This is a genomic window from Acidovorax sp. ACV02 (genome assembly GCF_014851475.1).
GTDB lineage: Bacteria > Pseudomonadota > Gammaproteobacteria > Burkholderiales > Burkholderiaceae_C > Acidovorax > Acidovorax delafieldii.
The window spans coordinates 1-13,779 of record NZ_JACUZU010000002.1 but is presented as its reverse complement, the minus strand read 5'-3'; the positions used below and the strand labels follow the sequence as shown (position 1 = coordinate 13,779).

Here is a 13,779-nt window from a genome sequence, read left to right as displayed (position 1 = left end):
CTGACTTTCTGGGGTATGGCAGTGAGCGGGAAGGGCGCGGGCGCCCGGGGGAATTCTCAGGGCTTTGGGCGCCAATGAACAGCGCCGCAGCTGATCGGTTCGTGACCTCCTTTGTGCACTGTGAGGGCATACGCTGGCAATTTGCGCAATGCCGGGCCTGCCCAGGCGATAAACTTTGCCGCATGCAAGTCGCCCTGGCCCAACTCTCTCAGCATCTTCAACGGGGCCTTTCGCCGCTTTATGTCCTGCATGGCGATGAGCCCTTGCTCCAGCAAGAGGCGGCTGACGCCATCCGCGCCACCGCCCGCACCCAGGGCTACACCGAGCGCAGCAGCTACACCGTGGCCGGTGCCCATTTCGACTGGAGTGCGGTGCTGGCGGCCGGCGGGTCACTCAGCCTGTTTGCCGACAAGCAGATCGTCGAGATCCGCATTCCGTCGGGCAAGCCCGGCAAGGACGGCAGCGTGGCGCTGCAGCAGATCGCCGAATTGGCCCGGGGTAACGACAGCACCCTCACCATGGTCATGCTGCCGCGCCTCGACAAAGCCACCAAAACAGGTGCCTGGTTTGCCGCGCTGGAGGGTAACGGCACGTCGATTCAGATCGACCCCATCGAGCGCGGCCAACTGCCGCAGTGGATCGCAGCGCGCCTGGCCGCGCAGGGCCAGCGTGTGGTCGCGGGGGAGGAAGGCCAGCGCACCCTGCAGTTTTTTGCCGACCGCGTGGAAGGCAACCTGCTGGCCGCGCACCAGGAGATCCAGAAGCTCGCCCTGCTGCACCCCGCCGGAGAGCTGACGCAAGCTCAGGTCGAAGCCGCCGTGCTCAACGTGGCCCGCTATGACGTGTTCAAGCTGTCCGAATCGGTGCTGGCCGGGCAGACGGCCCGCGTGCAGCGCATGCTCGACGGCCTGCAGGCCGAGGGTGAGGCCGAGGTGCTGGTGCACTGGGCGCTGGCCGAAGACATCCGCGCCCTCAAGCGCGTGAAAGACGCGATGAACGCCGGCCGCCCCTTGCCCATGGCGCTGCGCGAGAACCGCATCTGGGGCCTCAAGGAGCGGCTGTTTGAACGCATCCTGCCCAAGGCCAGCGACGCCGCCCTGGCGCGCTTGCTGCAGTCGGCCCACACGGTGGATGGCATCGTCAAAGGCCTCAAGCAGCCCGACTGGCCGCAAGACGGCTGGCAGGCCCTGCAGCGCCTGGCCTTGCAGCTGTGCCGCCTGACCAGCGCGGCGCGGTGATGGCGGCCGCTGCTGCCTCCCAGCCTTTGCGCCTGCCCAACGACGACGCCACCAACGGCTGGTCCGCGATCCTGCCCCCACGCACGCCGTGCCCTGCGCTGTTGGGCGATGTGCTGGCCGACTGGCTGGTGCTGGGCGCGGGCTTTGCGGGCCTGGCCGCCGCGCGCCGCCTGGCCGAGCTGCGCCCCCACGCCCACATCGTGGTGGTGGACGCGGGCTCCGTGGGCAACAACGCATCGGGCCGCAACTCGGGCTTTGCTATTGATGTGCCGCACAACATCGGCAGCTCGCTCGAAGAACTGCGACAGGCCGCGCACTACCAGGCCTTGCTCACGGCAGGCATGAACGACCTGGAGCGGCTGGTGGCGCAGCACCGCATCGACTGCCAATGGCGCCGCGCAGGCAAGTACCACTGTGCCGTGTCACCCGCGGCCGAGCGCACGCTGCAGCACCATGTGGATGAGCTGCGCGCCCTGGGGGCTGCGCACGAGCTGCTGGACCGCAACGCCCTGGCCGCGCGCTTGGGCACTCGCTACTTTGCCGCCGGGCTCTACACGCCGGGCACCGTGCTGCTCAACCCCGCCGCGCTGTGCCGGGGCCTGGCCGATGCGCTGCCCGCCAACGTCACCCTGCACGAGCAAACGCCGGTGCAGCGGCTGGACCTGTCAGGCAGCAAGGTGGTGGCGCACACCCCGCAGGGCCGTGTGCGTGCGCCGCAACTGTTGCTGGCGGCCAATGGGTTTGCGCAGCAGCTGGGGCTGTTCGGCAGCGCCTGGGGGGCAGAGACGTTTCCGCTGGTCACCTTTGGTTCGCTCACGGCGCCGCTCACGCCCGAGCAGCGCAGCCGCCTGGGCGCGCCCGAGGGCTGGGGCGTGACGCCCGCCAGCGCCGTCACCGGGGCCACGCTGCGCTACACGGACGACCACCGCATTCTGGTGCGCCAGGGCTTTGAATATGCGCCGGAGTTCCGCGTCAGCCCTGCGGTGCGCGAGCGGGTGCGGCGTGAGCACGCGGCCGTGTTTGCGGCGCGTTTTCCGCAACTGGGTGATGTGGCGCTGGAGCATTTCTGGGAAGGCTCGATTGCCATCACCCGCAATGGCGCACCGCGCTGGGGGCGACTGGCCCCGCAGGTGCTTGGCGTTGCGGGGTGCAATGGGGCGGGGGTGGTCAAGTTCACGGCCCTGGGGGCTCTGGCAGCGGATTTGGCGCTGGGGCAGGACCATCCGTTGCTGGCGCATGCCTTGGCCTTGGGTGGGCCGACGCGCATGCCGCCGCAGCCGTTCATGGGGCTGGGGGTGCGGGGTTATATTGCGCGTGAGAAGTGGTTGGGGCGGGCGGAGGTTTGAGGGGTTTCTGGCGTCTGGCGCTTTGTGGACGTACGCTAGTAGCTATGAAATTTGGAGTTAGTGCCTCGGCCTAGGGCAGGAGCCGGGTTATCGCCCCGGCGGGCGGCTCACTTTCTTTTGCTTCGCCAAAAGAAAGTAAGCAAAGAAAAGGCGACCCCCAGTCTGCGACCCTCACGCGGTGCGTGGGGGCAAACCTGCAGCGGTGCGGCTGCGGGGTGCGCCGTGGAACTCGCTTTGCGCTGCGCGCGCCACTCGGACGGCCACGGCGAGCCAGTTCACGAAGCATGGGCGCTTCGACGCCCATGCCACCCCACAACCGCCCCGCCACAGGCGCAGCCAGCAGGGGGGGAGCCGAACATTCAAACAGCCAACAACCCTTTGGGCCATCGCTGCGCTCGGCCCTTGGGCGTGTCAGCTGGCGTTCAATATGCCCTGTGCTTTTTCTGTCCACATCGCCAGGTTCGCTACCAGATCCTTCTGGCTGAACGAGCAGCTTTCTTCCGAGAAAAGCGCGCTCGATTCCAGCCGGTCCAGCAGGTTCAGCAGCACATCGCTGTAGCGCGGGGGCAGGGCGGCCAGCAGGGTGGTTTGCTCGCGGGCCAGGGTGCTCAGGGTGGCGGCGGTGTGGTCGCCGCGTTCAAAGGCTTGCAGGGCCTGGGTGAAGGTGGTGAGCTGGGTGTGGGCGGTGTCGGTCATGGCTTAGCCGGGCGGGTCGATGGAGAGTGACAGGCCCGAGGGTAAAGCAGCCATGGGCCCGCGCCCACCGGGCCGATACCAAGTGCGGCAAAATCGCCGGATGAACGCCCTCAACGTCGCTGAATACACGCACTCTCTCGGTCTCCAGGCAAAAACGGCCTCTGCGCTGATGGCCAAAGCGCCAGCAGCTATCAAAAACAAAGCGCTCAAGGCGCTGGCCCGGTTGCTGCGCGAGAACGTGACGGCGCTGCAGGTCGACAATGCCAAAGACCTGGAGCGCGCCCTGGCCAATGGGCTGGCGGGCCCGATGGTGGACCGGCTCAAGCTCACCCCCAAGGTGCTGGAGACCTGCGCCGAGGGTTGCGAGCAGCTGGCCGCCATGCCCGACATCATTGGCGAGATCCTCGGCATGAAGCAGCAGCCCAGCGGCATCCGCGTGGGGCAGATGCGTGTCCCCATTGGCGTGTTCGGCATGATTTACGAGAGCCGTCCCAACGTCACCATCGAGGCGGCCAGCCTCAGCATCAAGAGCGGCAATGCCTGCATCCTGCGCGGTGGCTCCGAGGCCATTGATTCGAACAAGGCGCTGGCCAAGCTGGTGCAGCAGGCGCTGGCCGAGGCGGGTCTGCCACAGGACGCGGTGCAGCTGGTGCAGACCACCGACCGCGAGGCCGTGGGTCAGCTGATCGCCATGCCGCAGTTTGTGGACGTGATCATCCCGCGCGGCGGCAAGGGCCTGATCGAGCGCATCAGCCGCGATGCCAAGGTGCCCGTGATCAAGCACCTGGACGGCAACTGCCACACCTATGTGGACGACCCCTGCGACATCGCGATGGCCGTCAAGGTGGCCGACAACGCCAAGACCAACAAGTACAGCCCCTGCAACGCGAGCGAAGGTCTGTTGGTGGCACGCGGCGTGGCGGCAGAGTTTTTGCCGAAGATCGGCGCGGTGTATGCCGCCAAGGGCGTGGAGATGCGCGGCTGCCCCGAGTCGCTGGCCATCTTGCAATCGGTGGCGGGTGCCAAGCTGGTGCCCGCGACGGAGCAGGACTGGAGCGAGGAATACCTGGCCCCGATCATCAGCGTGAAGATCGTGGCGGGGGTGGATGAAGCCATCGCACACATCAACCGCTATTCCAGCCACCACACCGATGCCATCCTGACGCGCGACCACATGCACGCCCAGCAGTTCCTGCGCGAGGTGGATTCGGCCAGCGTGATGGTGAACGCGAGCACGCGGTTTGCCGACGGTTTCGAGTACGGCCTGGGCGCCGAAATCGGCATCAGCACCGACAAGTTCCATGCGCGGGGCCCGGTGGGCATCGAAGGCCTCACTTCGCTCAAGTACGTGGTGCTGGGCGAAGGTGAGGTGCGGGCCTGATGTGCTCCTGAAACGATAGCTGCTGGCGCATGTTCGACTAGCGCTTGCAGCCCATTTCATATGAAAATCATCATCCTCGGCGCCGGCCGCGTGGGCCAGAGCGTGGCAGACAGCCTGGTGTCCGAGCGCAACGACATCACCGTCATCGACACCGACGCCGCGCGCCTGCGCGACCTGGAGTCGCGGTTTGATCTGCGCGGGGTGGTGGGCAACGGCATCGAGCCTGCCGTGCTGGCCGAGGCGGGGGCCGAGGACACCGACCTGCTGATTGCCTGCGCCGCGCAGGACGAAACCAACCTGGTGTGCTGCAAGATCGCGCAGCTGCTGTTCAACATCCCCAAGCGCATTGCGCGGGTGCGGACCACAGGCTTCGAGGCCCATGAGCGGCTGGTGGGCCCCGAGGGGTTTGCGGTGGACCGCATCATCTGCCCGGAAGAATCGCTGACCCGCTACATCGGCAAGCTCATCGAGTACCCCGAGGCCATGCAGGTGCGCGAATTTGCCGGAGGCCGCGCATGCCTGGTGTCAGTGCGGGCGCGTGCGGGGGCCCCGATGGTGGGGCACTCCATTGGCGCGCTGCGCGAGAGTGCGCCGGAGCTGGCGATGCGCATGGTGGCCATCTACCGGCGCTTCCCCGACGAGCCTGACCGATTCATCGCCTGCGACGGCCGCACGCGCGTCGAGCCGGGGGACGAGGTGTTCGTGCTGGCCGCGCACGAGCACATCGCCAACGTGCTGGCCGCTCTGCACCGCCCAGCCTCCCAGCAGCTCCAGCCTGTGCGCCGCATCATGATTGCGGGCGGCGGCCGGCTGGGTCTGCGGCTGGCGCGGCAGCTCAGCCAGGCGGGCGGGCGTTTTCACATCAAGATCATCGAGGACCATGCGGACCGCTGCGTGGAGCTGGCATCTGCCCTGCCGCCTGAGGTGCTGGTGCTGCAGGGCGACACCACCGACGAAGACCTGCTGGGTGACGAAGGCATCGAGGAGGTGGACCTGTTCCTCGCGCTCACCGACGACGACGAGGACAACATCATGTCGTGCCTGCTGGCCAAGCGCATGGGCGCAAGCCGGGTGCTGGCCCTCATCAACCGGCGCAGCTATGCCGACCTGATGCACGGCACGCAGATCGACATCGCGCTGTCGCCCGCGCAGGCCATGCTGGGCGAGCTGCTGGCCTATGTGCGCCAGGGCGACGTGCAGGCCGTGCACAGCCTGCGACGTGGGGTGGCCGAGGCGCTGGAGATCGTGGCGCGCGGCGACCGCAAGAGTTCGCGCGTGGTCGGCCGCAAGGTCAGCGATCTGCAACTGCCGCGCGATGTGCACATCGGCCTGATCGTGCGCGGTCTGCCTGACGCTTCGGAAACCACGGGTGCACCCGCTGCCGATCTGCGCGAGCCCGAGGTCATCATCCCGCGCAGCGCCACGGTGATCGAGAGCAATGACCACGTGGTGTTCTTCCTGCCCAACAAGCGGCTGGTGCGCGATGTGGAAAAGCTCTTCCGCGTGAGCGCGACTTTTTTCTGACCTGGCACCGAGCTGCGCGAGACCCCCATGACGGACATGTTTCCCGTTCTGCGCGTGCTGGGCATTCTGGTGATGATCTTCTCGCTGTCCATGGGCCTGCCGCTGGTAGTCTCGCTGTGGACGCGCGACGGCGTCTGGTTTGTGTACCCGCTGTCCATGGGCGCCACGATGCTGGCCGGCGCGTGGCTGTGGTGGCGGCTGCGGTTGTTCCGGCAGGAGCTGCAGCCGCGCCACGGCGTGATGCTGGTCTCTCTGGTGTGGATGCTGTTGCCCCTGTCGGCCGCGCTGCCGCTGATGCTGGCCGGGCACTACACCGGACACCCGCTGTCGTTCACGCACGCCTACTTCGAGGCGGTGTCGGGGCTGACGACCACGGGCTCCACCGTGCTGGCGGGCCTGGATGCGTTGCCGGTGTCGGTGAATGTGTGGCGCACCTTTTTGCAGTGGATGGGTGGCATGGGCATCCTGATTTTGGCCGTGGCCGTGCTGCCGCTGCTGGGCGTGGGGGGCAGCCAGCTGTTCAAGGCCGAGGCGGCCGGGCCGCTGAAGGACACCAAGCTGACGCCACGCATGACCGGTACAGCCAAGGGGCTCTGGGGGGTGTATGCGCTGTTCTCCGTGCTGTGTGGCCTGGCCTACTGGGCCGGGGGCATGGCCCCGCTGGATGCGTTGATGCACATGTTCACCACCGTGAGCCTGGGGGGGCTGTCGTCGCACGACCTGAGCTTTGGCTACTTCCAGTCCCCGTTGCTGGAGGCGATCTGCATCTTCTTCATGCTCGTGGCCAGCTGCAATTTTGCGTTGTACTTCGTCGCCATTCGCAAGGGCCAGTGGGGCGGCTTCTGGCGCGACCCGGAGCTGCGGGCCACGCTGGTGACGTTGATTGGCGGCGGCCTGCTGGTGGCGCTGCTGCTGTGGGCCAAGGGCGTGTACGCGCCGCTGGACGCGCTGCGCCATGGCATGTTCAACCTGGTGTCGCTGGCCACCACCACTGGCTTTGCCACGGTGGACTACCTGGCCTGGCCCGTGTTTGCGCCGGTGTTCATGCTGCTGCTGTCGGGCGTGGCCACCAGTGCCGGATCGACGGGCGGTGGCATCAAGATGGTGCGCATGCTCATTCTGGTCAAGCAGGCGCGCCGCGAGATGAACCGCCTGGTGCACCCGCGCGCGGTGCAGCCGGTGCAGCTGGGCGATGCCGTGGTGGACAACCGGGTGATCTTCTCGGTGCTGGCCTTCATGCTGGTCTATGGTGGCACGGTCTTTGGGCTGAGCATGGTCATGTTGCTGACAGACCTGGACCCGGTGACGGCGTTTTCGGTGGTGCTGGCCAGCGTCAACTGTGCGGGCCCAGGCCTGGGCAGCGTGGGGCCCGCGTCCAACTATGCGGTGCTCACCGATTTCCAGATCTGGGTATGCACCCTGGCCATGCTGCTGGGGCGGCTGGAGATTCTGAGCTTCATGGCCTTGCTCACCCCGGCGTTCTGGCGCCGGTAAGGGGGCAGGGCCGTGGCTGCGCCGGGGGTGACTTGCGAAAACCTGGCCTGACCCCACATCCTACAATTCACCGCAATCGCTTCCCGAGGGCTTTCCATGGTTCCGCATCTCATCACGGCCCTCACCGGGCCGATCAACGAACTCGAACAGCGCATTCTCGACTCGATGCCCGCCATCGAACGCTGGTTCCGGCTGGAGTGGATGGAGCACACCCCGCCGTTCTACACGTCGGTAGACATCCGCAATGCGGGTTTCAAGCTGGCCCCGGTCGACACCAACCTGTTCCCGGGCGGTTGGAACAACCTGACCAAGGAGATGCTGCCCCTGGCCGTGCAGGCTGCGATGGCTGCCATCGAGAAGATCTGCCCCGAAGCGCGCAACCTGCTGATCATTCCGGAGAACCACACGCGCAACACGTTCTACCTGTCCAACGTGGTGCAGCTGCAGCGCATCTTCAACATGGCGGGCCTGAACGTGCGGGTGGGCTCCATCAGCCCCGAGATCAAGAAGTCCACGCTGATCGAGCTGCCCAACGGCGACACCGTGACCCTGGAACCCGTGGTGCGCACCAAGCGCCGGCTGGGGCTCAAGGACTTTGACCCCTGCACCATCCTGCTGAACAACGACCTCACCGCAGGCGCCCCCGGCATTCTGGAAGACATCCACGAGCAGTACCTGCTGCCCCCGCTGCACGCCGGCTGGAGCGTGCGCAAGAAGAGCACCCACTTCAAGAACTACGAAGAGGTGGCCAAGCGTTTTGGCAAGATGCTGGGCATCGACCCCTGGCTGGTCAACCCCATGTACAGCCAGTGCGGCGAGGTGGACTTTGCCGAGGGCACGGGCATGGACCAGCTGCAGACCAGCGTGGACGCACTGCTGACCAAGGTGCGCCGCAAGTACAAGGAATACGGCATCAACGAAAAGCCCTTCGTGATCGTCAAGGCCAACAACGGCACCTACGGCATGGGCATCATGACTGTGCGCGACGCCAAGGAGCTGGACGCGGTCAACCGCAAGACGCGCAACAAGATGGCCGTGATCAAGGACGGCCAGCCGGTGAGCGAAGTCATCATCCAGGAAGGGGTGCTGACGCAAGAGCGCGTGAACGACGCCGTGGCCGAGCCTGTGGTCTACATGATGGACCGCTACGTGGTGGGGGGCTTCTACCGCATGCACGCCGAGCGGGGTGTGGATGAAAACCTCAACGCCCCCGGCGCGAGCTTTGTGCCCCTGGCCTTTGAACACAGCACCCACATGCCCCAGCCTGGCGTGCGCCCGGGTGTGAGCGCGCCCAACCGCTTCTATATGTATGGCGTGGTGGCCCGGCTGGCGATGCTGGCGGCCAGCTACGAGCTGGAGGCCACCAACCCCGACGCCGAGGTGTACGACTGAAAACCAGAGTCTTTGGGGCCCCTTGCGGGTCTTGGGGATACCGGGTTTCAGCGCCAGCACCCTCCCCGCGAGCCTGCGCAGCGGGCCTGCGGGGGAGGGCAGTGGCCCGCATGCCACGCCCGCGCCCGGTTGCCAAGGGCAAGTTGCTGCGTTGCAACATGGGGTTTCGCCTCCAAACGCTTGATCTGGCTCAGGCGCACAATAGCGTTCCCAAAAGTAACGGAACCCCGTCAGGCCCAGTGCGCGGGGGTGGTCAGTGCAAAGCTCCAAGTCATCGCTCGCAGCGCTCACGCTGGGCGCCATCGGTGTTGTGTATGGCGATATCGGCACCAGCGTGCTGTATGCCGTCAAGGAGGTGTTCGGGTCCGGCCATGTGCCGTTCACGCCCGCAAACATCTACGGCATCCTCTCCATCTTTTTCTGGACCCTCACGGTCATCGTCTCCCTGAAGTACGTGGTGCTGGTGCTGCGCGCTGACAACCACGGTGAGGGGGGCCTCATCGCCATGCTTGCCCTGGCCTCCCAGGCGGTCAAAGACAAGCCCCAGCTGCGCAGCGTGTTGCTGGCCGTGGGCATTTTTGGCACCTCGCTGTTTTACGGCGATGGCGTCATCACCCCGGCCATCTCGGTGTTGTCGGCGGTGGAGGGGCTGGAAGTGGTGTCGGACCACTTCAAGCACTACGTGATACCGATCACGCTGGTGGTGCTGTTTTGCCTGTTTGCCGTGCAAAAGCGCGGCACGGGCGGCATCGGCAAGTTTTTTGGTCCCATCACGCTGGTGTGGTTTGTCACCATCGCGCTGCTGGGTGTGTCGCATATCGTGGGGCATCCGGAGATCTTGTGGGCGCTGAGTCCGCACCACGCGCTGGGCTTCATGTGGGCCAACCCGGGCACCAGTTTCATCATTCTGGGCGCGGTGGTGCTGTGCGTGACGGGCGCCGAGGCCTTGTATGCCGACCTGGGCCACTTCGGCAAGCGCCCGATCCGCATGGCCTGGTTTGGTGTGGCCATGCCGGCGCTCACCCTCAATTATTTTGGCCAGGGCGCGCTGCTGCTGGCTGAGCCCGAGGCCGTCAAGAACCCGTTCTATCTGATGGCCCCCGACTGGGCGCTGGTGCCTTTGGTGATCCTGGCCACCATGGCCACCGTGATTGCCTCGCAGGCGCTGATCACCGGCGCATTCAGCGTGACCAAGCAGGTCATCCAGCTGGGCTACCTGCCGCGTCTGAACATCCAGCACACCAGCGTGCGTGACACGGGCCAGATCTACATGCCGCTGGTCAACTGGGGGCTGTTCGTGGCCATCGTGCTGGCGGTGGTGATGTTCCGCTCGTCGAGCAATCTGGCAGCTGCCTACGGCATCGCGGTGACGCTGGACATGCTGATCACCACCACGCTGACCTTCTTCGTGATCCGCTACGGCTGGCGGTATCCGCTGGCGCTGTGCGTTGCGGCCACGGGCTGCTTCTTTGTGGTGGACCTGGCGTTCTTCGCCTCCAACCTGCTCAAGCTGTTCCAGGGTGGCTGGTTCCCGCTGATGATCGGCGGCATCGTGTTCTCGCTCATGATGACCTGGAAGGAAGGGCGCCGCCTGCTCAATGACAAGCTGCGTGCCGACGCCATCGACCTCAAGGACTTTCTGGAGTCGATCTTCATCAGCCCGCCCACGCGGGTGGATGGAACGGCCGTCTTCCTGACGGCCGAAACCGGCGCGGTGCCCAATGCCCTGCTGCACAACCTCAAGCACAACAAGGTGCTGCACCAGCAAAACCTGTTTGTCACCGTGCACAACCACGAGACGCCCTGGATTGGTCTGGACAAGCGGCTGCAAGTCGAATCGCTGGGGCACGACTGCTGGCAGGTGGTGGTGCATTACGGTTTCAAGAACGACCCCGACCTGCCCCGCGCGCTGGAGCTGCTGCGTGGGCGTGGCTGCGAGTTGGAGTCGATGACCACCAGCTATTTCCTGTCGCGGGACACCGTCATTCCCACCATCGGCAGCGGCATGGCGCCTTGGCGCGAAAAGCTGTTTGCCCAAATGCACCATAACGCCAGTGGCGCGGCCGACTTTCTGCACCTGCCCAATAACGCGGTGGTCGAGCTGGGCTCCAAGATCGAGATCTGACGGGCTGGGGGGGCTCCCCCTGGCCTGGGACGGGTGCCTTGGGCTGGTTTTGCGCTGTTTTTGCCTTGTGGCGCTAGTGCCTATTGTCTGAGATGCTATCAATACTGTAGCTTTTGGAGTGGGCTGACCGCTTGCCTGAGCGCCAGGCGCGCGCGGTGCCAGAATCGCGCCCATGCAATTTTTCAAAGACCTGAGCCTTTCCACGGCGGTGGCGGGCTTCGTGGCGGTGCTGGTGGGCTTTACCAGCTCGGTGGCCATCGTTTTCCAGGCCGCCCAGGCATTTGGGGCCACACCCGCGCAGATCACGTCCTGGATGTGGGCGCTGGGTCTGGGCATGGGCCTGTGTTCGCTGGTGCCCTCGCTGATCTTGCGCCAGCCCGTCATGGTGGCTTGGTCCACGCCGGGCGCCGCCGTGCTGGCCACGGCGGGGTTGGCGGGCGGCTTCAGCATGGGCGAGGCCATCGGCGCCTTCATGATCAGCGCGTTGCTCATCACCCTGGCGGGCGTCACCGGCTGGTTCGAGCGCGTGATGAACCGCATCCCCATGGAAATCGCCGCTGCCCTGCTGGCCGGCGTGCTGGCCCGCTTTGGCCTGCAGGCGTTTGCGGCAGCCCAGACCGCATTGCCCTTGGTGCTGCTGATGTTGATGGTGTATCTGGTCAGCCGCCGTTTGGCTGCCCGGTATGCGGTGGTCATCACCCTCGCCGTAGCGGTGGTGTTCGTGGCCACCCAGGGGCAGATGGCCTGGTCGGCGGTGCAGCTGGAGCTGGCCCTGCCCGTTTTCACGGCGCCCCAGTTCAGCGTAGCGGCTGCCGTCAGCCTGGCGATTCCTTTGTTTGTGGTCACCATGGCGTCGCAGAACCTGCCCGGGGTGGCGGTGATCCGGGCGTCGGGCTACAACTTGCCCATCTCCCGGCTCATCACGCTCACGGGTCTGGCCACCCTGGTGCTGGCGCCCTTCGGGGCGTTTGCGCTCAACTTCAGCGCCATCACCGCCGCGATGTGCATGGGCCCCGAGGCACACGCCGATCGCCGCCGGCGCTACACGGCCGCGGTGGCATGCGGCGCCATCTATGTGGCGATCGGTCTGTTTGGCGCAGTCATCACCGGGCTGCTTACCGCCTTTCCCAAAGAGCTGGTGGTGGCCATTGCGGGTTTGGCGCTTCTGGGCACCATTGGCAACGGCCTGGCGGCGGCGCTGCGGGACGAGGCGCACCGCGAGGCGGCACTCATCACCTTTCTCGTCACCCTCAGCGGTGTGGTCATCGTTGGGGTGGGCTCGGCCTTCTGGGGCGTGGTGGCCGGCAGCATTGCGCTATTTGTGCAACAGTACAGGCGTTCGCAGGCCAGCGGCGCGTAAGTCGCCTTGGTTGCCTGGGCCCCTGGCCTCCTCCATTCCTTGACCCGACACCATGAAACTGCTCTTCATCGCCGACCCGCTGCAAAGCTTCAAGATCTACAAGGACACCACCTTCGCCATGATGCGCGAGGCACAGCGGCGTGGTCATACCCTCACGGTCTGCGAACCGCAGCACATCACCTGGCAGCGCGGCAGCAAGGTCACCGCACGGGTGCAGGACGTCCGTCTCACGGGGGATGCCGCCCATTGGTACGAGGCCCAGCCGCAGCGCAGCGCCGCATTGGCCGACTTCGACGCGGTGCTCATGCGCAAGGACCCGCCCTTCGACAGCGAGTACTTTTACGCCACCCACCTGCTGGAGCAGGCGGAGCGCGATGGCGCCCGGGTGTTCAACAAACCCAGCGCTCTGCGGGACCATCCGGAAAAGCTGGCCATCATGGAGTTTCCACAGTTCATCGGACCGACGCTGGTCACCCGGGATGCGGACGACATTCGCCGCTTTCATGCGGAGCACCAGGACATCATCCTCAAGCCTCTGGATGGCATGGGTGGGATGGGCATCTTCCGTGTGGGTCCCGATGGCCTCAATCTGGGCAGCATCACCGAAACCCTGAACCGCCACGGCGCGCAAAGCGTGATGGTGCAAAAGTTTTTGCCCGAAATCGTCGATGGCGACAAACGGGTCCTCATCATCGGCGGCAAGCCTGTGCCGTTCTGCCTGGCGCGTATTCCCCAGGGCAGCGAAGTGCGCGGCAATCTGGCCGCTGGCGGCAAGGGCGTGGCGCGCCCTCTGTCTGCGCGGGATCGTGAGATTGGCGAAGCGCTGGGCCCGGTGCTGCAGTCGCGTGGCTTGCTGCTGGCAGGGGTAGATGTGATTGGCGACTGCGTCACAGAGATCAATGTCACCAGCCCGACCTGCTTTCAGGAAATCTTTGATCAGACAGGCTGCGATGTGGCCTTTCTATTCATAGACGCTTTGGAGTCTGCGGTTGCGGGCGCTGGTGGTTGATGGGCTTGTCTCGTGTATGCGGACTGTTAGATCGATCCCTGGGTTTACTCTGCTGCCTGTTGTAAACCGTGCTATAGTCGAGGGCTTCGCTACTGAGACCTGAGCGCAAAAGTGTTGGGGTCGATGGGGTGGTTTGTGGTGGTGCTTAGGTGCTGCGGCAGATGGCCCGGAAGGTTGGCGAAGAAAGTTTGGTTTTGTCTTCTTGGTGGTTAAA

General features: G+C 65.5%; 10 protein-coding genes. 9 read left to right on the top strand and 1 reads right to left on the bottom strand.

Translation table 11 applies throughout. The features are described 5' to 3' along the window. Positions 1–182 precede the first annotated feature (182 nt). On the top strand, positions 183–1,238 hold the full coding sequence (holA, locus tag IB236_RS03965; RefSeq protein ID WP_192418998.1) for a DNA polymerase III subunit delta: 1,056 nt from the start codon (positions 183–185) through the stop codon (positions 1,236–1,238). Further along, a complete protein-coding gene (locus IB236_RS03960; protein ID WP_370539878.1) occupies positions 1,211–2,584 on the top strand; it encodes an NAD(P)/FAD-dependent oxidoreductase in 1,374 nt (457 codons plus the stop codon). The genes holA and IB236_RS03960 overlap by 28 nt, the downstream gene beginning before the upstream one ends. 411 nt (positions 2,585–2,995) lie before the next feature. On the opposite strand, the gene IB236_RS03955 is transcribed toward IB236_RS03960, so the two are convergent. Continuing rightward, positions 2,996–3,280, bottom strand: coding sequence for a hypothetical protein (locus tag IB236_RS03955; RefSeq protein ID WP_192418996.1), 285 nt, complete (start codon positions 3,278–3,280; stop codon positions 2,996–2,998). A 100-nt stretch (positions 3,281–3,380) separates the two neighbouring features. On the opposite strand from IB236_RS03955, the gene IB236_RS03950 reads away from it, so the two are divergent. From IB236_RS03950 to gshB, 7 genes are all read left to right on the top strand, one after another. Then, positions 3,381–4,661: a glutamate-5-semialdehyde dehydrogenase gene (locus tag IB236_RS03950; RefSeq protein WP_192418994.1), complete on the top strand. Its 1,281-nt coding sequence runs from the start codon at positions 3,381–3,383 to the stop codon at positions 4,659–4,661. Between the two features lie 60 nt (positions 4,662–4,721). After that, on the top strand, positions 4,722–6,185 hold the full coding sequence (gene trkA, locus IB236_RS03945) for a Trk system potassium transporter TrkA (RefSeq protein WP_192418992.1): 1,464 nt from the start codon (positions 4,722–4,724) through the stop codon (positions 6,183–6,185). 27 nt (positions 6,186–6,212) lie between these two features. Continuing rightward, positions 6,213–7,679, top strand: coding sequence for a TrkH family potassium uptake protein (locus IB236_RS03940; RefSeq protein WP_121941250.1), 1,467 nt, complete (start codon positions 6,213–6,215; stop codon positions 7,677–7,679). 96 nt (positions 7,680–7,775) lie between these two features. Beyond that, positions 7,776–9,071 (top strand): glutamate--cysteine ligase, encoded by a 1,296-nt coding sequence (gene gshA / locus IB236_RS03935; RefSeq protein ID WP_015016114.1) that lies wholly within the window; start codon positions 7,776–7,778, stop codon positions 9,069–9,071. A 256-nt stretch (positions 9,072–9,327) separates the two neighbouring features. Further along, positions 9,328–11,196 carry a potassium transporter Kup gene (locus IB236_RS03930; protein WP_056068096.1) on the top strand — a complete coding sequence of 623 codons (1,869 nt, stop codon included), beginning with the start codon at positions 9,328–9,330 and terminating at the stop codon, positions 11,194–11,196. Positions 11,197–11,368: 172 nt separating this feature from the next. Continuing rightward, positions 11,369–12,556, top strand: a complete 1,188-nt coding sequence (locus IB236_RS03925) for a benzoate/H(+) symporter BenE family transporter (protein WP_192418990.1) — start codon at positions 11,369–11,371, stop codon at positions 12,554–12,556. A 52-nt stretch (positions 12,557–12,608) separates the two neighbouring features. Then, positions 12,609–13,565: a glutathione synthase gene (gene gshB, locus IB236_RS03920; RefSeq protein WP_192418988.1), complete on the top strand. Its 957-nt coding sequence runs from the start codon at positions 12,609–12,611 to the stop codon at positions 13,563–13,565. The last annotated feature ends 214 nt before the right edge of the window (positions 13,566–13,779 follow it).

Bases quoted from the DNA above. Each gene is read 5' to 3' on its own strand.
- trkA (WP_192418992.1), top strand. From the start codon at position 4,722: ATGAAAATCATCATCCTCGGCGCCGGCCGCGTGGGCCAGAGCGTGGCA.
- IB236_RS03940 (WP_121941250.1), top strand. From the start codon at position 6,213: ATGACGGACATGTTTCCCGTTCTGCGCGTGCTGGGCATTCTGGTGATG.
- IB236_RS03925 (WP_192418990.1), top strand. From the start codon at position 11,369: ATGCAATTTTTCAAAGACCTGAGCCTTTCCACGGCGGTGGCGGGCTTC.
- holA (WP_192418998.1), top strand. From the start codon at position 183: ATGCAAGTCGCCCTGGCCCAACTCTCTCAGCATCTTCAACGGGGCCTT.
- IB236_RS03950 (WP_192418994.1), top strand. From the start codon at position 3,381: ATGAACGCCCTCAACGTCGCTGAATACACGCACTCTCTCGGTCTCCAG.
- IB236_RS03955 (WP_192418996.1), bottom strand. From the start codon at position 3,280: ATGACCGACACCGCCCACACCCAGCTCACCACCTTCACCCAGGCCCTG.
- gshA (WP_015016114.1), top strand. From the start codon at position 7,776: ATGGTTCCGCATCTCATCACGGCCCTCACCGGGCCGATCAACGAACTC.
- gshB (WP_192418988.1), top strand. From the start codon at position 12,609: ATGAAACTGCTCTTCATCGCCGACCCGCTGCAAAGCTTCAAGATCTAC.